Source organism: Aminobacter sp. BE322, from assembly GCF_050433525.1.
Lineage (GTDB): Bacteria > Pseudomonadota > Alphaproteobacteria > Rhizobiales > Rhizobiaceae > Aminobacter.
Window position 1 is genome coordinate 64,757 of sequence record NZ_JBNPXB010000009.1, and the last position, 21,399, is coordinate 86,155.

The 21,399-nt window shown below is 64.8% G+C and carries 23 protein-coding genes; 9 read left to right on the plus strand and 14 right to left on the minus strand.

All coding sequences use genetic code 11. The features are described 5' to 3' along the window. Positions 1–158 precede the first annotated feature (158 nt). The 4 genes from J2X50_RS14495 to kynU all read left to right on the plus strand — a co-directional run bounded on the left by J2X50_RS14495 (position 159) and on the right by kynU (position 4,183). Positions 159–1,145: an ABC transporter substrate-binding protein gene (locus J2X50_RS14495; protein ID WP_340037209.1), complete on the plus strand. Its 987-nt coding sequence runs from the start codon at positions 159–161 to the stop codon at positions 1,143–1,145. Positions 1,146–1,208: 63 nt separating this feature from the next. Next, complete coding sequence (locus tag J2X50_RS14500; protein WP_429096004.1) at positions 1,209–1,988, plus strand: ABC transporter ATP-binding protein; 780 nt, start codon at positions 1,209–1,211, stop codon at positions 1,986–1,988. A 5-nt stretch (positions 1,989–1,993) separates the two neighbouring features. After that, positions 1,994–2,917, plus strand: coding sequence for an ABC transporter permease (locus tag J2X50_RS14505; RefSeq protein ID WP_429096006.1), 924 nt, complete (start codon positions 1,994–1,996; stop codon positions 2,915–2,917). An 18-nt stretch (positions 2,918–2,935) separates the two neighbouring features. Next, positions 2,936–4,183 (plus strand): kynureninase, encoded by a 1,248-nt coding sequence (gene kynU, locus J2X50_RS14510; RefSeq protein ID WP_429096007.1) that lies wholly within the window; start codon positions 2,936–2,938, stop codon positions 4,181–4,183. A 223-nt stretch (positions 4,184–4,406) separates the two neighbouring features. On the opposite strand, the gene J2X50_RS14515 is transcribed toward kynU, so the two are convergent. From J2X50_RS14515 to J2X50_RS14545, 7 genes are all read right to left on the minus strand, one after another. After that, positions 4,407–5,093, minus strand: coding sequence for an ABC transporter ATP-binding protein (locus tag J2X50_RS14515; protein WP_429096009.1), 687 nt, complete (start codon positions 5,091–5,093; stop codon positions 4,407–4,409). Then, positions 5,090–5,839 carry an ABC transporter ATP-binding protein gene (locus J2X50_RS14520; protein WP_429096011.1) on the minus strand — a complete coding sequence of 250 codons (750 nt, stop codon included), beginning with the start codon at positions 5,837–5,839 and terminating at the stop codon, positions 5,090–5,092. Before J2X50_RS14520 ends, J2X50_RS14515 begins: the two co-directional genes overlap by 4 nt. Continuing rightward, the gene (locus tag J2X50_RS14525) at positions 5,832–6,803 is read right to left on the minus strand and encodes a branched-chain amino acid ABC transporter permease (protein WP_429096187.1); all 972 of its coding nucleotides are present in this window, start codon (positions 6,801–6,803) and stop codon (positions 5,832–5,834) included. Before J2X50_RS14525 ends, J2X50_RS14520 begins: the two co-directional genes overlap by 8 nt. A 25-nt stretch (positions 6,804–6,828) precedes the next feature. Beyond that, entirely contained in the window at positions 6,829–7,749 is a 921-nt protein-coding gene (locus tag J2X50_RS14530) for a branched-chain amino acid ABC transporter permease (protein WP_429096013.1), read from the minus strand. A 167-nt stretch (positions 7,750–7,916) separates the two neighbouring features. Continuing rightward, entirely contained in the window at positions 7,917–9,053 is a 1,137-nt protein-coding gene (locus J2X50_RS14535; protein WP_429096015.1) for an ABC transporter substrate-binding protein, read from the minus strand. Between the two features lie 42 nt (positions 9,054–9,095). After that, entirely contained in the window at positions 9,096–9,932 is an 837-nt protein-coding gene (gene kynA, locus J2X50_RS14540; protein WP_429096017.1) for a tryptophan 2,3-dioxygenase, read from the minus strand. Continuing rightward, positions 9,929–11,554 (minus strand): AMP-binding protein, encoded by a 1,626-nt coding sequence (locus J2X50_RS14545; protein ID WP_429096019.1) that lies wholly within the window; start codon positions 11,552–11,554, stop codon positions 9,929–9,931. The genes kynA and J2X50_RS14545 overlap by 4 nt, the downstream gene beginning before the upstream one ends. A gap of 297 nt (positions 11,555–11,851) precedes the next feature. Here J2X50_RS14545 and J2X50_RS14550 point away from each other — a divergent pair, with 297 nt between their 5' ends. After that, positions 11,852–12,682 (plus strand): alpha/beta hydrolase, encoded by an 831-nt coding sequence (locus J2X50_RS14550; RefSeq protein ID WP_429096021.1) that lies wholly within the window; start codon positions 11,852–11,854, stop codon positions 12,680–12,682. Positions 12,683–12,764: 82 nt separating this feature from the next. Here the strand turns inward: J2X50_RS14550 and J2X50_RS14555 are convergent, their stop codons facing one another. Further along, complete coding sequence (locus J2X50_RS14555; RefSeq protein WP_429096023.1) at positions 12,765–13,619, minus strand: LysR family transcriptional regulator; 855 nt, start codon at positions 13,617–13,619, stop codon at positions 12,765–12,767. Positions 13,620–13,743: 124 nt separating this feature from the next. Between J2X50_RS14555 and J2X50_RS14560 the strand changes: the two genes are divergently transcribed. After that, entirely contained in the window at positions 13,744–14,403 is a 660-nt protein-coding gene (locus J2X50_RS14560) for a 5-formyltetrahydrofolate cyclo-ligase (RefSeq protein WP_429096025.1), read from the plus strand. Positions 14,404–14,469: 66 nt separating this feature from the next. Here J2X50_RS14560 and J2X50_RS14565 read toward each other — a convergent pair whose 3' ends face one another. Both J2X50_RS14565 and J2X50_RS14570 read right to left on the minus strand, forming a co-directional pair. Then, on the minus strand, positions 14,470–15,018 hold the full coding sequence (locus J2X50_RS14565) for a L,D-transpeptidase (protein WP_429096189.1): 549 nt from the start codon (positions 15,016–15,018) through the stop codon (positions 14,470–14,472). Between the two features lie 54 nt (positions 15,019–15,072). After that, positions 15,073–15,402 carry a hypothetical protein gene (locus J2X50_RS14570; RefSeq protein WP_429096027.1) on the minus strand — a complete coding sequence of 110 codons (330 nt, stop codon included), beginning with the start codon at positions 15,400–15,402 and terminating at the stop codon, positions 15,073–15,075. A gap of 440 nt (positions 15,403–15,842) precedes the next feature. Here J2X50_RS14570 and J2X50_RS14575 point away from each other — a divergent pair, with 440 nt between their 5' ends. Beyond that, a complete protein-coding gene (locus J2X50_RS14575) occupies positions 15,843–16,235 on the plus strand; it encodes a GFA family protein (RefSeq protein ID WP_429096029.1) in 393 nt (130 codons plus the stop codon). Between the two features lie 441 nt (positions 16,236–16,676). Here the strand turns inward: J2X50_RS14575 and J2X50_RS14580 are convergent, their stop codons facing one another. The 4 genes from J2X50_RS14580 to minC are packed head-to-tail and all read right to left on the minus strand — an operon-like array spanning position 16,677 to position 18,749. Continuing rightward, the gene (locus tag J2X50_RS14580; RefSeq protein ID WP_429096031.1) at positions 16,677–16,847 is read right to left on the minus strand and encodes a hypothetical protein; all 171 of its coding nucleotides are present in this window, start codon (positions 16,845–16,847) and stop codon (positions 16,677–16,679) included. Next, complete coding sequence (gene minE, locus J2X50_RS14585; protein WP_429096033.1) at positions 16,844–17,167, minus strand: cell division topological specificity factor MinE; 324 nt, start codon at positions 17,165–17,167, stop codon at positions 16,844–16,846. The genes J2X50_RS14580 and minE overlap by 4 nt, the downstream gene beginning before the upstream one ends. Further along, positions 17,164–17,982 (minus strand): septum site-determining protein MinD, encoded by an 819-nt coding sequence (gene minD, locus J2X50_RS14590; RefSeq protein ID WP_340037190.1) that lies wholly within the window; start codon positions 17,980–17,982, stop codon positions 17,164–17,166. Before minD ends, minE begins: the two co-directional genes overlap by 4 nt. A gap of 32 nt (positions 17,983–18,014) precedes the next feature. Further along, positions 18,015–18,749 (minus strand): septum site-determining protein MinC, encoded by a 735-nt coding sequence (gene minC / locus J2X50_RS14595; protein ID WP_429096036.1) that lies wholly within the window; start codon positions 18,747–18,749, stop codon positions 18,015–18,017. Between the two features lie 454 nt (positions 18,750–19,203). On the opposite strand from minC, the gene J2X50_RS14600 reads away from it, so the two are divergent. Together J2X50_RS14600 and J2X50_RS14605 are read left to right on the plus strand one after the other, a co-directional pair. Then, on the plus strand, positions 19,204–19,959 hold the full coding sequence (locus J2X50_RS14600; RefSeq protein WP_429096038.1) for a metallophosphoesterase family protein: 756 nt from the start codon (positions 19,204–19,206) through the stop codon (positions 19,957–19,959). A 225-nt stretch (positions 19,960–20,184) separates the two neighbouring features. Continuing rightward, positions 20,185–21,390 (plus strand): NAD-dependent formate dehydrogenase, encoded by a 1,206-nt coding sequence (locus J2X50_RS14605; RefSeq protein ID WP_429096040.1) that lies wholly within the window; start codon positions 20,185–20,187, stop codon positions 21,388–21,390. Positions 21,391–21,399: the final 9 nt, after the last annotated feature.

Sequence of the window (21,399 nt, forward strand, 5' to 3'; positions counted from 1 at the left end):
GCTGTTCATCCGCAAGGCCGCTCGATTCAAAAATTATATATCATGCAGGCAACTGGCAAGAATTATATATAATATTTGACAGGAGCTCCCGGACTGCGCATGATCCGCGCCAGCCGCCGCAGGGATGTGCGGCGCCTTGTCAAATCTGGGAGGAATAGATGAGAAACCTGAAGTCCGGCCTGTTGTCGGGCCTGGTGCTGGCCGGCGCGCTCGCTGCCAGCCTCGGCGCCGCCATTGCCGAGCCGATCAAGATCGGCATCGCCAATTTTGGCGAACACCCGCAGCTCAACGCCTCGATCGCCGGCTTCAAGAAGGCGCTCGCCGACAACGGCTTCGTCGAGGGCAAGGACGTGGTCTACACCGAAAGCCACACCAACTTCGACGCCTCGCTGGTGCCGCAGATGATCGCCAAGCTCCAGGCCGAGCAGCCGAAGCTGATCTACACCGTGACCACGCCGGTGTCGCAGATCGCCAAGAAGGCGCTCGCGGGCTCGGGCATCAACATCGTCTTCTCCGCCGTGACCGACCCGGTCGCCGCCAAGCTGGTGCCCTCGTGGGACGCCGGCGACGAGGGCATGACCGGCGCCACCGACCTGCAGGACATGGCCGCCGTCATGGAATTCACCAAGAAGCTGCTGCCGAACGCCAAGCGTTTCGGCGTGCCCTACAATCCGGGTGAGGCCAACGACGTGGCCCTGCTCGAAAAGATCAAGGAAGTCGCCCCCGCGGCCGGCTTCGAGGTCGTCGCCGTGGGCGTCGACAACGTCAACGACATCCAGCAGCGCATCGCATCCTTCGCCGGCAAGGCGGACGTGATCTACACGCCGGCCTCGAACCTGCTCCAGCCGGCAGTTGCCGCCGTCTCCGCTGCAGCCCGCCAGGCAGGCATCCCGATCGTCAACTCCGACGACGGTGCGGTCCGCAACGGCGTCGTGCCAGCAAGCTTCGCCGTCAACTACACCCAGGTCGGCATGAACGCCGGCAAGATCGCCGCCGAAATCCTCAAGGGCAAGGACCCAAAGACGATCGCGCCGTCGCGCCCGGCCTATGAGGACCATGCGCCGACGATTTCGAAGAAGGCGATGGCGGCGTTCGGCGTCGAGATCCCCGAGTCGATGGCCGACTGCGGCTGCATCGTCGACTGATCTTCGGCTTCGTCAAACAGGTGGCGGCGCTCCAGGGCGCCGTCGCCATCTCGGGAGGAACGGATGCTCGAAATCCGATCTGCACGCAAGGTATTCTACAAGGGACAGCCCGACGAGAAGGTTGCCCTCGACGGCCTCAGCCTGAAGCTCGCCACCGGCGAGTTCGGCGTGGTCATCGGCTCCAACGGCGCCGGCAAGAGCAGCATGCTCAACGCCATTTCGGGCGCGCTGGTGCTCGATTCAGGCCAGGTCATCATCAATGGCGACGATGTCACCGGCATGCCGGTGCACAAGCGCGCCATGCGGCTCGCCCGCGTGTTCCAGGACCCGATGAAGGGTACGGCAGCGTCCATGACGGTGGCCGAGAACATGCTGCTTGCCGAGCTGCGCAGCAAGAAGCGCAGCTTGCGCCAGGGCCTCAACGCCAAGCGGCTTGCCGAATACAAGGAGCGGCTGTCGCTGCTCGGCCTCGGCCTCGAGAACCGTCTCGACACCCGCGTCGAACTTCTCTCCGGCGGCCAGCGCCAGTCGCTGTCGCTGATCATGGCCGTCGGCGGCCAGCCTGAGCTGCTTCTCCTCGACGAGCACACGGCGGCACTCGACCCGCGCACCGCCGACATCGTCATGCAGGCGACCGTGCGTGCCGTCGACGCGCTCAAGCTCACCACCTTGATGGTGACCCACAACATGCAGCACGCCGTCGACTTCGGTCACAGCGTCATCATGCTCGATGCCGGCAAGCTCCGGCTCGAGATATCGGGCGACGAGAAGGCCAGGACCACGGTACCCGACCTGATCGGACACTTCGCCGTCAAGACCGACCGCATGCTGCTGGCGAGTTGATCACCATGGACTTCATCCAGACCGTCTTCACGAGCTTCATCGCGCTCATTCCCGTCACGCTGGCGCAGAGCCTGATCCTCGCCTTCGTCGTGCTCGGCATCATGATCCCGTTCCGCACGCTCAACTTCCCCGACCTCACCAGCGAGGGTGCGTTCCCGCTGGGCGGCTGCGTTTGCGGCGTGCTGCTTGCCGCCGGCACATCGCCGCTGACCGCCATCGCGGCGGCCATCATCGCCGGCTTCCTCGCCGGCTGCTGCACCGCCTTCATCCACCTGCGCTTCCGCATCCACACGCTGCTCGCCGGCATCCTGATGATGACGATGCTCTACAGCATCAACCTGCGCATCATGGGCAAGTCGAACCTGTCGGTATTCGGTTCGCCCACCGTCTTCGACTGGGCGCCCTTCGTGCAGCCGGGTTTCCCCGCTGCGAAGATCATGGTTGCCGGCCTGATCGGCGCCATCGTCTTCGTCGTGCTCAACCTGTTCTTCAAGACCGAGAAGGGCACGGCGATCCGCGCCGTCGGCTCCAATCCCGACATGGCCGAGGCGCAGGGCATCAATGTCTGGGTCGCCACCATCGGCGGCGTCGGCCTCGCCAGCGCCTTCTCCGCCACCGGCGGCGCGCTGATGGTGCAGTCGCAGGGCTTCGCCGACGTCAACATGGGCCTCGGCATCCTGATCAACGGCCTGGCCGCGCTGATGATCGGCGAGGCGATCGTCGGCAAGCAGACCGTGTTCCGCCAGCTCGCGGCACCCTTCATCGGGGCCATCGTCTACTACCAGCTGGTCTCGCTCTGCCTGGCCGCCGGCATGCCGCCCCCCGACCTCAAGCTCGCCACCGGCCTGTTCGTGCTCGCCATGCTGGCGCTGCCCAGCCTGCGCCGCAGCCGCGGCCCGGCACCGGCCCGAGAAACCGTCCGCGAATAGTCGAGGATTGCCTGTATCATGAGTGGAATTCCGGATCTCGCTACTGTCGAGGCGATGGATGCCGCCGACAGTCTGCGCTCCATGCGCGACCGCTTCGTCCTGCCCGAGGGATTGATCTATCTCGATGGCAATTCGCTGGGGGCGGCCTCGCCGGCCGCTTATGCCGAGCTGGAAAAGGCGGCCCGCGAGGAATGGGGCAAGGACCTCATCCGCAGCTGGAACACGGCCGGCTGGTTCGACATGCCAGTCGAACTCGGCGACCGCATCGGGCGCCTGATCGGGGCCGCACCTGGCCAGACGGTGGTCGCGGACACCACTTCGATCAACATCTACAAGGCGCTGCACGCGGCGATGGGCCTTAGGCCGGATCGCAAGGTCATCGTTGCCGAGGGCGGCAGCTTCCCGACGGACCTCTACATGGCCGAAGGCGTGGTCTCCACCCGGCCGGGCGCGGTGCTTCGGCTGGAGGGCGTCGATGCACCGACCATCGAGGAACTGATCGACGATCAAGTCGCCGTGGTTCTCGTCAACCACGTCAACTACAAGTCGGGCGAGCTGCGCGACATGGCGGCGCTAACCAGGCGTGCGCACGAGGCAGGAGCGCTGGTGGTCTGGGACCTCTGCCACACGGCCGGCGCCCTGCCGGTCGAACTCGACCGCTGCGATGCCGACTTTGCCGTCGGCTGCACCTACAAGTACCTCAACGGCGGCCCCGGCGCCCCGGCCTTCATCTATGTGGCCGAGCGCCATCTCGGCAAGGCGGAGCAGCCGCTCAGCGGTTGGTGGGGCCATGCCCGGCCCTTCGCCTTCGAGCAAGGTTACGCGGGTGACGCCGGCATCCGCCGCTTCCAGTGCGGCACCCAGGGCGTGCTGTCGCTGCGCGCGCTGAAGGGCGCGCTCGACATCTGGGACGATGTCGACATGCAGGCGCTGCGGGCCAAGAGCGTCGCGCTGACCGACCTGTTCATCCAGCTGGTCGAGGCGAAGTGCGCCGGCTACGGCCTCAAGCTCGAAAGCCCGCGCGAGGGCGCCAAGCGCGGCAGCCAGGTGTCGTTCGAGCACGAGAATGCCTATGCGGTGATGCAGGCACTGATCGAACGCGGCGTGATCGGCGACTTCCGCGCGCCCGCCACCGTCCGCTTCGGCTTCACGCCGCTCTACATCGGTTTCAAGGATGTGTGGAGGGCGGTCGAGGTGCTGGAGGACATCCTGCGCACCGGCGCCTGGAAGGACGCCCGTTTTGCCGTGAAGTCGGCGGTGACCTGATTTCCGAATTGCCCTCCTCCTTATGGGGAGGGGAAGGGGCGTGAGCCCGCTCCCGACGTTCGAGAGCTGAGGGCCAGTATCCCTCCCCACAAGGGGGAGGGCGCCGCCAGCATTGCGACAAGCCTCCTTGTCCCCGTCATTACGGGGAGAAGGTCCCGGCAGGCGGATGAGGGGCAAAATCAAGTCGGCGATATGTCAAACGGGCGGCACTTGCCGCCCTTTTTCACACGCCGAGATAGCGGTCCTGTATGTCGGGCGTCAGCGCCTCCGGCGCGCCCTCGAACACCGTTAGGCCCTTTTCCAGCACGAAGCAGCGGTCGGCAACGGGCAGCAACTCCGACAGCGTCTTGTCGACGACGAGGATCGACTGCCCGGCGGCCTTGAGCTTGCGGATCGCGGCCCAGATGTCGTGGCGGATGACGGGCGCAAGGCCCTCGGTCGCCTCGTCGAGGATGAGCAGGCTGGGATTGGTCATCAGAGCGCGGCCGATAGCCAGCATCTGCTGCTCGCCGCCAGACAGCGTGTTGGCATACTGATCGCGGCGTTCGCCGAGGCGGGGGAACAGGTCGACCACCTTGTCGTAAGTCCAGTCGCTGCCGCGGGCGGCGGCGACGAGGTTTTCGAACACTGTGAGGTTGGGGAAGCAGCGGCGGCCCTCCGGCACCAGTCCGAGGCCGAGGCGGGCGATGCGGTGCGGCCGCTGGCCCGATATCTCACGGCCGTCGAAGCGGATCGAGCCACCGCGCGGACGCACGAGCCCGAGCACCGAGCCGATGGTCGTGGTCTTGCCCATGCCGTTGCGGCCCATCAGCGCCACGACCTCGCCCTCGCGCACGTCGAGCGTCACGCCGAACAGTGCCTGCGATGCGCCGTAGAAGGTCTCGACGCCCTTGAGTTCGAGCAGGCTCACGCGGCTTCTCCGAGATAGGCGCGGCGGACTTCCGGATTGTTGCGGATCTCGTCGACGCTGCCGGTGGCGATGACGCGGCCATAGACCAGCACCGAGATGCGGTCGGCGAGCGCAAAGACGGCGTCCATGTCATGCTCGACCAGCAGGATCGGCGCTTCCCGGCGCAGGCCGTCGAGGAACTTGGTCAGTGCCCTGGAGCCTTCAGGCCCCATGCCGGCCATCGGCTCGTCGAAAAGGAACGCCTTCGACCCGAGCGCCAATGCAATGGCGATCTCGAGCTGCCGGCGTTCGCCATGCGAGAGCTCCGCCGCCGGCAGGTGTGCGCGGGAGGCAAGGCCGACGCGCTCGAGCATCGCCATCGCCGGCTCGGTCAGGCTCCTGTCGCCCATCACGGGCTTGAAAAAGCGGAAGCTGGAGCCCTGCCGCGCCTGTGCCGCCAGCATGACGTTGCGCAGGGCGGAGAATTCCGGCGCCAACGACGAGATCTGGAAGCTGCGGCCGAGGCCGAGGCGGGCACGGGCGGCCATGTCGAGCCCGGCCATGTCCTGGCCGAGGAAGCGGATTGAGCCACTGTCTGGACGGATCGAACCGGAGATCTGGTGGATCAGCGTGCTCTTGCCGGCACCATTGGGGCCGATCAGGGCATGGATCTCGCCGGGCATCAGCTTCATGCTGACGCCGTCGGTCGCCTTGAGCGCGCCAAAGGTCTTGCGCAGTTCGCTGATTTCGAGGACCGGCTCAGCCATGACGTGCCTTTCCGGCCAAGAGGCCAAGCAGTCCGCCGCGCGCGAACAGAACGACCGAGAGCAGGATGAGCCCGAGGAAGAACTGCCAGCGCTCGGTGATGCCGCCCAGCACATATTCGATCAGCACGTAGAGCATGGCGCCGGCGACCGGGCCGAACGGCCGTCCCTTGCCGCCGAGGATGATCAGCACGATGAGTTCGCCCGACATCTGCCAGGACAGCATCGACGGGCTGACGAACTTGTTGAGGTCGGCGAAGAGAGCGCCCGCGATGCCCGTGACCATCGCCGATATCACGAAGGCGACGAGGCGGATGTTGAACGGGGCGATGCCGACGGCGGACAGGCGAACGGGGTTCTGCCGGGCAGCCTCCAGTGCTGCGCCGAAGCGCGAACCGCGCAGCATCCAGAACAGCGCGAGCGCCGCAAGCAGCAGCACATAGCAGATCAGGAAGAAGGGCAGTGGCTGCGCCGTGTTCAGGCCGGGGAACTCGTTGCGAACATAGATCGACAGCCCGTCCTCGCCGCCATAGGCCGGCCAGGACACGGCGAAATAGTAGATCATCTGCGCGAAGGCGAGCGTGATCATGATGAAGTAGACGCCCGCCGTGCGCAGGCTGATCGCGCCGATCGGCAGGGCGACGAGCCCGCAGACGGCGATCGCCGCAAGCCAGATGGCCGGCATCGATGTGGTGCCTTCGAAGCCGAACAGCATCGGCTCGGCGTTGAAGGCATGCGTCGCCAGGATGCCGGCGACATAACCGCCGAGGCCGAAGAAGGCGGCGTGGCCGAAGGACACAAGTCCGCCGAGGCCGAGCGCGATGTTGAGGCCGACGGACGCGAGCGCCAACACCGCGATGCGGGTGGCGAGCGTGATGTAGAACGGTTCGCCCATCGCCTGCGCGGCCAGCGGGAAGCCGAGCAGCAGCAGCGCCAGCGCCGAATTGACGGTGGTTTCGCGGATCATGAAGGGTGCGTTGGTCATGGCCGCCTCACGACTGCGCCGCAAACAGGCCGCTCGGCCTGAAGGCGAGGATGAGCGCCATGACGATGTAGATCAGCATGGAGGCGAGGGCAGCACCTATGGGACCGGCTTCGGCCGCCGGCATGGCGAGCGCCACCGCCTTGGGCAGCAGGAAGCGGCCCATCGTGTCGACGATGCCGACGAGGACGGCGCCGAACAGCGCGCCCTTGATCGAGCCGATGCCGCCGATGACGATGACGACGAAGGCGAGGATGAGCGCCGGCTCGCCCATGCCGACCTGCACCGACTGCAGCGCGCCGACCATGGCGCCGGCGAGGCCGGCAAGAGCCGCTCCCAACGCGAAGACGACGGTGTAGAGCGTGCGGATGTCGACGCCGAGGGCCGCGATCATCTCGCGGTCGGACTCGCCGGCGCGGATGCGCATGCCGAGCCGGGTGCGCGAGATCAGGAGGTAGAGACCGACGGCAACGACGATGCCGACGCCGATGATGGCGAGGCGGTAGAGCTGGTACTGGCCGCCGCCGGGCAGCGGCACGGCTCCCTGCAGCAGCGGCGGGATGTCGAGATAGAGCGGGAACGAGCCGAACAGCCAGCGCGTGCCTTCCGAGAACATCAGGATCAGCGCGAAGGTGGCGAGCACCTGATCGAGATGGTCGCGGTCGTAGAGCCTGCGGATGACCGTCACCTCGACGATCGCGCCGGCTGCGGCGGCAGCGACCAGGCTCGCGACGAGGCCGATCCAGAACGAGCCGGTGGCGGCCGCGACCGCAGCACATGCGAAGGCGCCGACCATGTAGAGCGAGCCATGGGCGAGGTTGATCAGCCCCATCACGCCGAAGATCAGCGTCAGACCCGCAGCCATGAGGAACAGCATCACCCCGAGCTGCAGGCCGTTGAGGAGTTGCTCGATGAGCAGTGCAATGGACAAGCGGATACTTTCGCTGGCTGGTCTGAGGATGCGACGAGGACGCCCCCCTCTCCCCGTTCACGGGGAGAGGGTAAGGGTGAGGGGCAGCGCCGGACTCAAAGGCGAGCGCGCCGCCCCTCATCCGCCCCTGCGGGGCACCTTCTCCCCGTAAACGGGGAGAAGGAAGCTCACATCTTGCACTGCTCGGCGTAGGCGTCGCCGCGCTTCTCGAAGGCGGTGCCGACGATCTTGTTGGTCAGAACGTCGCCTTCCTTCACCACCTCGCGAACATAGATGTTCTGGATAGGGTGGTTGTTGGTGTTGAAGGTGAAGTCGCCGCGCACCGACTTGAAATCGGCGGCCTTCAGTGCCGCGCGGAAGGCGTCCTTGTCCTTGACGCTGGCCTTGCCGAGCGCCGACAGGATCAGGTTGGCCGTGTCCCAGCTCTGGGCGGCATAGACCGAGGGCAGGCGCTTGTATTCTGCCTGGAAGGCTTCGACGAACTCCTTGTTGGCGGCATTGTCGAGGTCCTTGGACCAGCTGGCCGAGTTCTTGACGCCCAGCGCCGCATCGCCCACCGCCGGCAGGATGTCCTGGTCGAAGGAGAAGGCGGGACCCATGACCGGGATCTTCACGCCCGACTGCGCGTACTGCTTCATGAAGGCGATGCCCATGCCGCCGGGCAGGAAGAAGAACACCGAGTCGGCGCCGGAGTCGCGGATCTGCGCGATCTCGGCCGCGTAGTCGGTCTGGCCGACCTGGGTGTAGATCTCGCCGGCCAGCTCGCCTTTGTAGAAGCGCTTGAAGCCGGTCAGCGAATCCTTGCCGGCCGGATAGTTCGGGGCGAGGATGAAGGTCTTCTTGTAGTCCTTGTTGGCGTACTGCCCCATCGCCTCGTGGAAGTTGTCGTTCTGGTAGGCGACGTTGAAGTAGTTCGGATTACACTTGGCGCCGGCCAGCGCCGACGGGCCAGCATTGGGCGACAGGTAGATGATGTCCTGCGCCACTGCGTTCGGCACCACAGCCATTGCGAGGTTCGACCAGATGATGCCGGTGAGCAGGTCGACCTTGTCGCTCTGGATCATCTTCTCTGCCAACTGCACGGCGATCTCGGGCTTCTGTGCGTCGTCCTCTATGACGAGTTCGACGTCCTTGTTGCCCGACTTCTTCATGGCGAGTGTAAAAGCGTCGCGCATGTCGACGCCGAGGCCGGCACCGCCGCCCGACAGGGTGGTAATGACGCCGATCTTCACCGGCTCGGCATAGGCGAGGCCTGACGCCGCCATGGACAGGCCAAGAATTCCGGCCGCAATAATCTTCTTCATGAGTTCCTCCTCCCGAGTGTTCCCGTTTTTGATTGAAGTCCGTTAGAGCCGGGTGCGAACTTTCCAGAGTTCGGGGAACAGTTCAACCTCCAGCATCTTCTTGAGATACGAAGCGCCGGACGTTCCGCCGGTGCCGCGTTTCATGCCGATGATGCGTTCGACCGTGGTAACATGGTTGAAGCGCCAGCGGCGGAAGTAATCCTCGAAATCGACCAGCTTCTCGGCGAGTTCGTAGAACATCCAGTAGCGCTGCGGCTCGCGGTAGATCGCCTGCCAGGCAGTGAGCACCTCTTCACTCTCGCTGCGCGTCTCGCGCCAGTCGGTCTTGTTGGCTTCGGCGCCGACATCGAAGCCGTTGCGGGCGAGCAGCAGGATCGCCTCGTCGTAGAGCGACGGCTGGGCCAGGATCGCCTCCAGCCGCACCGTCAGTTCCGGCTCGTGCGCATGCGGCCGCAGCATGGCGAGGTTGCGATTTCCCGCCATGAACTCGATGGCCCGGTACTGCCAGGACTGGAAGCCCGACGACTGGCCGAGCGAGTTGCGGAACTCTGTATATTCGCTCGGCGTCATCGTGCGCAGCACGTCCCAGGCGCTGTTGAGCTGCTCGAAGATGCGCGACACGCGCGTCAGCATCTTGAAGCTTGGCTCCAGGCGGTCGGCGCGGATCGAGCGGATGGCGGCGCCGATCTCGTGCAGCGCCAGCTTCATCCAGAGCTCGGAGGTCTGGTGCTGGATGATGAACAGCATCTCGTCATGGGCGCTCGACAGCGGCGCCTGCGCGTCCAGCACCTTTTCGAGGTGCAGGTAGTCGCTGTAGGACATGCGGTCCTCGAACGACATCTGCGCACCCTCGGCCGAGGGATCGTAGGGCTTGCTCAATTTGCCTTCTCCGCGCGGAGCCGGAAGCGCTGGATCTTGCCGGTCTGGGTTTTTGGCAGGGCGTCGATGAACTTCACCGAGCGCGGATACTTATAGGGCGCGATCGTCGCCTTGACATGGTCCTGCAGGCGCTTGATCGTCTCGCCGTCGCGGGCGATCCCTTCGACCAGAACGACATAGGCCTCGACGATCTGGCCACGCTCGCCGTCCTCTGTGCCGATGACGGCGCATTCGGCGACGTCGGGGTGCGAGAACAGTGCTGCCTCCACCTCGGGGCCCGCGATGTTGTAGCCGGCGCTGACGATCATGTCGTCGGAGCGGGCGGCGAAGTGGAAGAACCCGTCCACGTCCTGGAAGAAGGCGTCGCCGGTCAGGTTCCAGCCGTCGCGGACATATTCGCGCTGGCGGTCGTCGGCCATGTAGCGGCAGCCGGTCGGGCCGCGCACGGCAAGCCGGCCGACCGTGCCGCGCGGCACCTCGTTCATGTCGGTATCGACGATGCGAGCCTCGTAACCGCCCACCGGCTTGCCGGTGGAGGCCGGCTTGCGGTCGGCGAAGCGGTTGGAGATGAAGATGTGCAGCATCTCGGTCGCGCCGATACCGTCGAGGATGGGCTTGCCGGTCTTTGCCGTCCATTCCTCGAACACCGGCCCCGGCAGCGTCTCGCCGGCAGAGACGGCGACGCGCAGCGACGAGAGATCCGCGCCCTCGTCCATGGCCTTCATCATGGCGCGATAGGCGGTGGGGGCGGTGAACGAGATCGTCGCCTTGTAGGTCTCGATGATGTGGATCATGTTCGGCGGCGTCGCGTGCTCGAGCAGCGTCGCGGCCGCCCCGAAACGCAGCGGGAAGATGGCAAGGCCGCCCAGGCCGAAGGTGAAGGCCAACGGCGGCGAGCCGACGAACACGTCGTCAGGTGTGACCTCGAGCACTTCCTTGGCATAGGCGTCCGCAATGATCAGAAGGTCGCGATGAAAGTGCATCGTCGCCTTCGGCACACCGGTCGTGCCCGAGGTGAAGCCGAGCAGGGCGACGTCGTCGCGGCCGGTCTTCACGGCCTCGAAGATGACCGACTTGTCGAGGGCGATGCGGTCGAGCTCGGCATCGTGGTTGGCGGTGCCGTCGAAGCCGATGACCTTCTTCAGGAACTTGCTGTCCTTGGCGCAGGCCACCATCTCGTCCATCAGGCGCGTGTCGCACAGCGCGATCGTGATCTCGGCCTTGTCGACGATCTTGGCGAGTTCGCCGGCGCGCAGCATCGGCATGGTGTTGACCACCACCGCACCAGCCTTGGTGGCGGCAAGCCAGCAGGCGACCATAGCCGGGTTGTTGGCCGAACGGATAAGCACGCGATTACCAGGCTTTACGCCGTAATTCTCGACCAACGCATGCGCCAGACGGTTGGTCCAGTCCGACAGCTCCTTGTAGGTGCGGCGGCGGCCGTTGCCGATCAGCGCGGTGTGATCGCCGAAGCCCTTCTCCACCAGGCGGTCGGTCAGTTCGACGCCGGCATTGATGTGATCGGGATACTGGAAGCCGTCGAGCAGGAAATCCGGCCACTGGTCCTGAGGGGGCAGGTTGTCGCGCGTGAACGTGTCGGTATGCGCTGACGGTCCAAGCATTCTGCCCCCTATATTGCCCATCGCAACGACTTCATCGCCGCGCTTGCGTTCTTGAATTTTAGAGGGGAGGTCGAGCACCGGTTCCAGTCAGGCCGCATTTCCGGCGACACCTTCGCACAGTCGACGATCTGACCGGCTTTCGGCGCAGCGAGACCTCCCATTCTCACCGATGGCCAAGCATCGCATCAGACCAAATTTATTTCAAGCCTAAAGTTTTTATCCGCTGGCACATTGACGCCGGCCGGTACGCCCGCCATTTCTGTGCTCCACGAACGATACCGCCAGAGGAGGGCGCCGGTGCTCGAACGTCATATCGCCGACTGGGACAACGCCTACACCAACGGCGCCAATATCGCCGGCGGCGACCGCTGGCCAGCGGCGTGGGTGGAGCCGGCCAAGGCGTTTCGTGACAGCCTCTCGGCTGCGGGCCGGGCTCAGCTCGATGTCGCCTATGGCGAGCAGCCGCGCAATCGGCTCGACCTGTTCCTGCCCGAGGGCAAGGCCAAGGGCCTCGTCGTCTTCGTCCACGGCGGCTACTGGATGGCGCTCGACAAAAGCTACTGGTCACATCTCGCCAAGGGGCCGGTAGACAGCGGCTATGCGGTGGCCATGCCGTCCTACACGCTGTGCCCCGAGGCCAGGATCGGCGCCATCGTGCGCGAAGTCGGCACGGCCATTGCCAAGGCGGCCACACTGATCGATGGACCCATCATGCTGACCGGACATTCCGCCGGCGGGCATCTGGTGTCGCGCATGGCCGCATCGGGCTCACCGCTCGCGCCAGAAGTCCTGGCGCGCATTCGCCATGTCGTCTCGCTGTCCGGCGTCCATGACCTCAGGCCGCTGATGAACACCGGCATGAACAAGACGCTCCACATCGACGAGACCGAGGCCCTGGCCGAAAGCCCGGCCTTGCTGCGGCCGGTTGAAGGCGCGCGCATCACCTGCTGGGTCGGCGGCGGCGAGCGTGCCGAGTTCCTGCGCCAGAACGAGCTTCTCGCCAATATCTGGACCGGCCTCGGCGCCATGACATCAGCCGTGGTCGAGCCCGACCGTCATCACTTCAGCGTCATCGACGGACTGATGGATGCAAGGCATCCTTTGACCAGGGCTCTGCTGACGGAATAGCTATTTGCCGGGATTGGAGCCCCGTCCGACGTCTGCGGATACGGCGCCGTCATCGCTGAGAATTCCGAAAGCGGCAGGCGCTTCAGTCGGCCTCGTGCATGGCGCGCCGCAAGCCGAGCAATGCATCCTGAAGGTCGGATCGCGATTCCATCGCCTCGGGGTAGACGGCATAGACCGGATAGGTGAATTCCGGCGCGCCTTCGACCCGCTCCAGTTCGGCCGCCGCGACCAGCGGCGCGACGACGCCCTTGCGGAAATATCCCATGCCGCCGGCCCTGAGGATGTAGCTCAGGCCGAGCGGACCGAGGCCGACGAACAGGCCGGGCTCGCCGAACGGATTGGAACCGGCATCGTGCTGGGCGGCAAATGTCGGGCCCCAGTCGACATAGACATAGTTCTCTGCCGGGTCCCGCCTGCCTTCATTCGGGGTGGTCCTGACCAGCACGAGTTGCTCCTCCTGCAGGATCTCGACCTTGAAACCGGGCAGCAGTTTCGGCGCGTAGAGCACGGCGATATCGAGAACGCCTGTACGTAGTTGGTCCAGCAACTGGTCTGGGACCCCGACATGGGCGCGGATGGCAATTTCGGGCTTTGCCTGCCTCATCCAGACCAGCCAGTCGAGCAGCAACGGGTTCCACAGGCTCAGCTCACCACCTATCGCCAGCAGGCTCGTGCGCCCCGAGGGGATAGCGAGCTGATGGCGGGCGCGCTCCCACACCTGCACGAAGGACAGCGCATAACGTTCGAAGTCCCGCCCCGCAGCCGTCAATTGTGCGCCGCTCCGATTGCGGACGAACAGCTGGCGCCCGAGTTCCTGCTCAAGCGTGCGGACCCGCGCACTGACCGTGGTCTGCGTCACATGCAGGCGCTCGGCAGCCTTGAGAAAGCTGCCGCCCTGGACGATTTCGAGGAACGTGCGGGCGCGGTCGATGTCCATGGCATCGATTCAATGCAATTTTCTTGCAGTAATCCAGCATTTAATTCCATTTGCCTTCCGGCTTGGATCGGCCCAGCTTCTCAAGGCGACGCAATCGTCGTGCTGCGACGGGAGAGGGAATGCGATGTCGGACAAGAGCGAACCCCATGAGCCAGCCGAATATGCGTCCCCGCCATGCTACATGCATGAATTCGAGCCGGCCCCAGGCACCGCGCCGGTCCATAAGGACAACTGGCCCGAAGTGGCCGGCTGGCGGAAAGTGGAAAGAGCGCGCCTGATCGACCAGCGCCTGACCGTCGGCGCGGACGAGCGAAAGGCCAGATCGGAAAGAATCGCCTCGGCCTTGGACCTGGCCATCGGCAAGGTGGGCGGACGGCTCATCAGCGTTTATTGGCCGTTCCGCGGCGAGCCGGACCTGCGCAACTGGGCCGTCAGCGTCATCGCCCGGGGCGGCCGCATCGCCCTGCCGGTCGTCATCAGGAAGGCGTGGCCACTGGAATTCCGTGGCTGGTCGCCGGGCGATCCGCTCGAGCGCGGCGTCTGGAACATCCTTGTCCCCGCCAATGGTCCTGCCGTGCAGCCCGACGTCGTCATCGCACCGGTCGTGGGCTTCGACGCGGCAAACTATCGGCTGGGTTACGGTGGCGGCTTCTTCGATCGCACGCTTGCGGCCGCGCCGAAGCGACCGCTCGCCATCGGCATCGGCTACACGGAAAGCCGCATACGCACCATCTATCCGCAGGCCCACGACATTCCGATGGATGCCGTCGTCACCGACGGGTGACGCGCCAGGTTCCAATGCCAGGCCTGCCCGCGGCGTCAGCGCCGGCGGGCAGGCGTTGGCAAAACCTCAGCTCAGCACCACGACCGTAGCCCCGACCGGCACGCGCTCGTAGAGGTCCTGGACGTGCTCGTTGGTCATGCGGATGCAGCCGTTCGACACTGCCCGCCCGATCGTCCAGGGTTCGTTGGTGCCATGGATGCGATAGTAGGTATCGCGGCCATTGCGGTAGAGATACAAGGCTCGTGCACCCAGCGGATTGGACTGTCCGCCCGGAACCCCATCGGCATACTTGGCGTATTTCTCGGGATCGCGCTTGATCATGTTCTTGGTCGGCGTCCAAGTCGGCCACTTCGCCTTGCGGGCGACTTCGGCCGTTCCCGACCAGGCCAGGCCGGCGCGGCCGACGCCAACACCGTAGCGCCGGGCGACGCCGACGTCCTCCACGAGATAGAGGAACCGGTTCTTGGGATCGACCACGACTGTTCCAGGAGAATATTGCGGTTCGAAATCCACGAGTTGCGGTTGGAACTTCGGGTCGAGGACGAAGGCCTTGGCCTTCGCCTTCTGAGCTGTGGCCACGGACGGCGCCGCAAACAGGGCGGCCACACCGAGCATGAGGGAACGACGATTTATCATGATGCACCTGTGAGAGAGAATTTTGCGAAAGGGCTAGGAGATCGCCTCGTCGCTGGGTGGTCGGTCGTCTCTGACAGGCTCGATGCCGGCAAGCGTTAGTGCAGTCGGCGGTTGGCTACGTTCGCGGATCTGCGTGGGCGCACCGAACAGCATGATACCGGTGAAGGCATGCACGGAATGGCATCCCGAAGCGGGCAGGGGATTGAAGGGACCGCCCTGGCCGCATCCGCCCGTCTCGATCACTGAGTGCTTGGCTGGCGCCGTGCTCAGGACCGCAGCCGAAGCTGGCGCCGCAAAATGCAGCGACAGCGCCAGTACTACGACCAGCCCCAACAACGACCGAGCCAGATACATGGACTTCATGAAAGACAGTCTGGTCCCCGACAGTTTTTCATCCGTTAGCGCTTCATCACAACTTCGTGAGCGCAGGGATGCACAGTGCATCGTTCGTTTCAGAAGGCGACTGCAAGCGTTTGCCGAAGCACTCGCAGCCGGCTCCACTCGAATTCATCGTAACCCTGGCTGGCATCCGCTGTCATACTACATCAATTGATTGTATTGCAGAAACAACTTCACTGGCAATGTTTCATCCGCAACCGCTCCGGCAGGTACCGGGATCGAACACCTACCGGACGCCTCCGATCAGGCTTGCACAGCCCCGACCGCTCGACCGGCGCTTCCGTCCGCCGGCACGCCCCTTCACAGCGCCGCAACGCTGCTGCAGGCAGGCTGGCGCATCTTTCATGGACGCCCGCCGGGGTCGTTGTTAACGTACCGAGCGCTGAACTTGGAGGATACGCAGCATGGACCGTTTCACCGGCGGTTGCCTGTGCGGCAACGTCCGAATTGTGGCGTCGGGCCGCCCATACCGGGTCGGCCTTTGTCATTGTCTCGACTGCCGCAAGCATCACGGGGCTCTTTTTCACGCTTCCGCGGTGTTTCCGCAGGACGCGGTGACGATCGAAGGCGAAACACGCGACTACGCCGGGCGGTTTTTCTGTCCCAGCTGCGGCTCGTCCATCTTCGCGCGCACCACAGACGAAATAGAAGTGAACCTGGGGTCCCTGGATGCCCCCGACCAACTGATGCCAACCTACGAACTCTGGACCGTCCGTCGCGAGTCCTGGTTGCCGCCGTTTCCGCTCGCAAGACGATACGAGCGCGATCGTGACGCCACGGGCCGCCTTGAGGAGTAGGCCGCACGGATGATTGATTTCAGAGGCAGGCCGACGGCTGGAAATGCGACAGTGGCGCGCGTGCAGATGTTCGCACCTCGCATAATCTATCTTATGGAACTTGCGTTTTGTTGGACAATGCCGGCTTCGCCAACTGGTCGTTCGGCACAAACGTCTGCTCTTCGACGTTGTCGAAGAGCAGACCACGGCATCATTGCTCAAGGCCCAGGCTCGCGGCCCAGCCCTTTGCGGGCACCTACACGACGGATGCCCCGATCTGCCGCGTCGACTTTGCCTGGTGGCGCCCCGCGTATGGAGGGCAAGCTGCTGCTTCCTTCCGTCGCCCATATCGGCGTCCTGCCCGGTCAGCGCGCTGTAGAGACGCTGGCCCAGGCGATCGTTGAAGGCATCGGAACGAAGTAACTTGGGGCAGGAACCGGGCGCCGCAATTTCGATCTCGGCTTATCGCCCGTCCATCCGGCCCGGCGCGCCGGCGGCCGATTCGCAGACCTCCACGTGCTTGCTCAGTGCCTCCTTGGACAGCACGGCACTGATCGTGCAAATGTCACGGTTCTGGAACTTGGGCATCTGCTGCAGTTCCTGAAGCCTTGCAAGCAGCTCCGCTCGGGTCATGCTGTCCTCCTTTGGCTCGGCCTGGCGGTAGCGGCGCTGCCACCGGGTCGAGTGCCATCAGCAGCGCGGACACGCGTGTTGAGCGGGATCTCGATGTCGACTTCGAGCGTCGAGACCTTTTCGCCGCGGTCCATTTTCACATTGACCTTGTCGCGATCGATCTGGACGTGCTTGGCGATGACGGCGAGGATTTCCTCCCGCAGTACCGCCACGAGGTCCGAGTGCCCTTCGGTGGCTCGCTCGTGCGCAAGCAGCACCTGCAGCCGCTCGCGTGCGGTCGGCGCAGAACTCTTCTTGTTGAAGAAATTGAAGATGCTCATGCCGCCGCCCTCCGCCCGAAAATCTTGCTGAGCAGCCCGCGCTTCTCGCCCGGAATGGTTACCGGCAGCGATTCACCGGCAAGCCGGCGCGCCGCGTCGAGATAGGCGAGAGCCGGCGCACTGCGGTTGTCGGCAAGCGTTACCGGTGCGCCCAGGTTGGAGGCGCGCAGGACGTCCATGCTTTCCGGAATGATGCCGAGCAGCGGGATCGACAGGATCTCGAGGACGTCGTCGACCTTCAGCATGTCGCCGCGCTCGGCGCGGTTGGCATCGTAACGCGTGAGCAGGAGATGCTTCTCCACCCGCTCGCCGCGCTCTGCCCGTTCGGTCTTGGAATCGAGAAGGCCGATGATGCGATCGGAGTCACGTACCGACGAGACCTCCGGATTGGTGACGACGACCGCGATGTCGGCGTGGCGCATGGCCAGGGTTGCGCCGCGCTCGATGCCGGCCGGGCTGTCGCAGATGATCCAATCGAAGGACTGCTTGAGTTCGCCGATCACCCGCTCGACGCCTTCCGGCGTCAGGTTGTCCTTGTCGCGGGTCTGCGATGCCGGCAACAGGTGCAGCGTATCCAGGCGCTTGTCGCGGATCAGTGCCTGCGGCAGCTTGGCGTCGCCCTGGATGACGTTGATCAGGTCGTAGACCACGCGCCGCTCGGCCCCCATGACGAGGTCGAGATTGCGCAGGCCGACGTCGAAGTCGACGACGACGGTCTTCTCGTTCCGCTGCGCCAGCGCCGCTCCGAGGGCCGCTGTCGAGGTCGTCTTGCCGACGCCGCCCTTGCCCGATGTAACCACGATTACTTTCGCCATCTCGCTCTCCTGTCCTCCGGTCTGCCGCCGATTCAGTTTAGAAGTTCTGCCATGATCGCATCGCCATCGAGCCAGAACTGGACGGCCTGGCCGCGAAGCTTGCGGTCCATGTGCTCGGCGGTCATGTAGAGGCCGTCGATCGCCAGCAGCTCCGCTTCCAGCTTCCGACAGAAGATCCGGGCCGACGCATTGCCGACCGAGCCGGCCAACGCCCGCCCCCTCAGTGCCCCGTAGACATGGATCGATCCGCCGGCGACGACTTCCGCGCCCGAGGCGACCGACCCCAGAATGGTGATGTCGCCTTCCGGAAAGACGACCGACTGGCCGGACCGCACCGGCTCATGGATGATGATCGATTGCACTGGGCGGACCATCTGGGTCTCGGCCGGCAGCGCCGGCGCCGGAGACGTGCCCTGCCCGTTCGTTTCGGTCGCCAGCGCCTCGAAATCGGGAGCCGGTCTGCCACCCTTCATGGCAGGGGGCATGCCTGGGCCCAGCAGCGAGGGACGAGCGCCCTCGATTCCCATGATCCAGACGTTGCGCTGGGCGAGCGCGCTGACGAGGTCCGCCAGTTGCGACCGGGTGATATCGAGGTTCTCGACATCGAGAACGATGGGGCGCCCGAGGAAAAAGCCCGCAGAACGCCCCGACAGGTCATCGAGCCGATCGAGCCATTCGCCGAAGGGCAGATCCGGCGAGAGCGTAAGCGCCAGGAAGGAGCGGCCCTTGAGGCGGATCGGACGCGTGTCTGTTAGCACTCTGGTCATCTTGGTTAATTTTCCGTTGCTTCGATGCCTATGGGCTGATGGTTAACCAATGGTTAACGCGGGCGCCCGGCGCGAGGTTGGAAACACGATTTGATCGGATGGAACCGCTTTCTACGGGGGGCCTGCATCGCAAGATTGTATCGGTCGGGAGCTTCGGCTCCCTCAGGTTTAGCTGCCCTTCAGCATAGCTGAGTCGCGCAGTTTAGCGCTTCGCTTTCGACGTTATGCAGCATGTTTCGGCACCGCCGACGCGGAGATCCACGCACGGGGCGGTACAGGGTCGATCACACTCTTTGGGAGATGAGCGGTACCCGGCGGAGGCCTGGTGCGACGCAACCTTGCGGCCCAACGAACACGCTGCATCCTGCTGTTTCGCAGCAGAGATTGCCATCGGGAGCATGACGGGCGATAGACTTGCGGTAACCGACAACGCTCGAACAAGGCCGACAGTCTGTTGAAATTCCGAACACCCGACCGGCAGGGGCAACGCGAGCGCCTCCAGTTGAACCTCGCCGACACCGTCGCCTACGCGGTAGGCGACGTGCACGGCTGCTACCGCGAACTGCGCTCGCTGGAGCAAAAGATCGTCGCCGATGCGGCACGGCTGCCCGGGCGAAAGCTCATCATCATGCTCGGCGACTACATCGACCGCGGACCCGACTCGGCGAAGGTCCTGGACCACCTGCTGGCTGCGCCGCCGGTCGGCTTCGAGCGCATTTGCTTGGTCGGTAATCACGAGACCCAGACGCTCGACTATCTCGACGGCAGGATATCGCTGGACGCATGGCTGGCCACCGGCGCGCGCAGCACGCTGTTTTCCTACGATATCGACCCCGAACATCTCGCCGAGATCTACGGAAACAGCGCGAGGCTCGACGGCTACATCCGCGCCAATTTCCCGCGCGAGCACATCGAATTCATGCGATCACTGCCGATCCTCGCCTATTCGGACCGCTTCGTCTTCGTGCATGCGGGAATCCGGCCGGGCGTGCCGTTGCTGGAGCAGGAAGACACCGACCTGCTCTACATCCGGGATGACTTCTTCGAAGCATCGCGGCGCCTCGATCGCTGGGTGATCCACGGCCATACGCCGATCGAGCGCCCTCGTCTCGACGGACGCCGGCTGGACATCGACACCGGTGCCTTCAAGACCGGCAGGCTGACGGCGGTGCGGGTCGGCGGCAAGAGCGGCCGCCTCCTGTACTCCTAATCGGCGATTGGCGATCCTCGCCGTCTTCGGATGGGACGACGGCCGCCGTACCTTGAAACGACGCCCCGCGCTTCCATTTATCTGGGAAGAGCGCACAGCTTTCCAGCCGAGGAAGTGCCAGGAGTGGGTCGCAGGGCCCTGCGGTCTCCCGAAACATATCCGCCCTCCTGGACGCGTGGACAGTCAGGATCTTCCTCGTCGCTGCCAGGCGAAGGGAGATGAAATATGGCCAAGGTTCTTTGCGTCCTCTACGACGATCCGGTCGACGGCTACCCGGCATCCTATGCCCGCGACAGCCTGCCGAAGCTTGATCGCTATCCCGGCGGCCAGACGCTGCCCAGCCCCAAGGCGATCGACTTCGAACCCGGCGCCCTGCTTGGTAGCGTGTCGGGCGAACTCGGCCTGAGAACATTTCTCGAAAATGCGGGACACAGCCTCATCGTCACCTCCGACAAGGACGGCCCCGACAGCGTCTTCGAGCGCGAACTCGTCGACGCCGAGATCGTGATCTCGCAACCCTTCTGGCCGGCGTACCTCACCAAGGAGCGCGTCGCCAAGGCCGGCAGGCTGCGGCTTGCGATCACCGCCGGCATCGGATCGGATCACGTCGATCTCGAAGCGGCGATGGAGCGCGGCATCACGGTGGCCGAGGTGACCTACTGCAACTCGATCAGCGTTTCCGAACACGTGGTGATGATGATCCTGTCGCTGGTGCGGAACTACATCCCGTCCTACGACTGGGTCGTTCGCGGCGGCTGGAACATCGCCGACTGCGTGGCCCGCTCCTATGACATCGAGGGCATGCAGATCGGTACCGTCGGCGCCGGCCGCATCGGCAGCGCCGTGCTGCGCCGGCTGAAACCCTTCGACGTGAAGCTGCACTATACCGACCGCCACCGGCTGCCCACAGCTGTCGAGAATGAACTCGGCGTCACCTTCCACCCCGACGCGTCCTCCATGGTCGGCATTTGCGACGTGGTGACCATCAATGCTCCGCTGCATCCGGAGACGGAGAACCTCTTCGGCGAGCAGATGATTTCCCGCATGAAGCGCGGTGCCTATCTGGTGAACACCGCGCGCGGCAAGATCTGCAACCGCGACGCCGTCGCCCGGGCACTCGAAAGCGGTCAGCTTGCCGGCTATGCCGGCGATGTCTGGTTCCCGCAGCCGGCCCCCAAGGATCATCCTTGGCGGTCGATGCCGCATCACGGCATGACGCCGCATATCTCGGGTTCGTCGCTGTCAGCCCAGGCGCGCTATGCGGCAGGCACGCGCGAGATCCTGGAATGCTGGTTCGAAGGCCGTCCGATCCGTGAGGAATATCTGATCGTCGACGGCGGCAAGCTTGCCGGCTCGGGAGCGCATTCCTACAGCGCGGGCGATGCCACGCGCGGATCGGAAGAGGCCGTGAGGTACAAGACCACGCAGTGACGGTGCAGA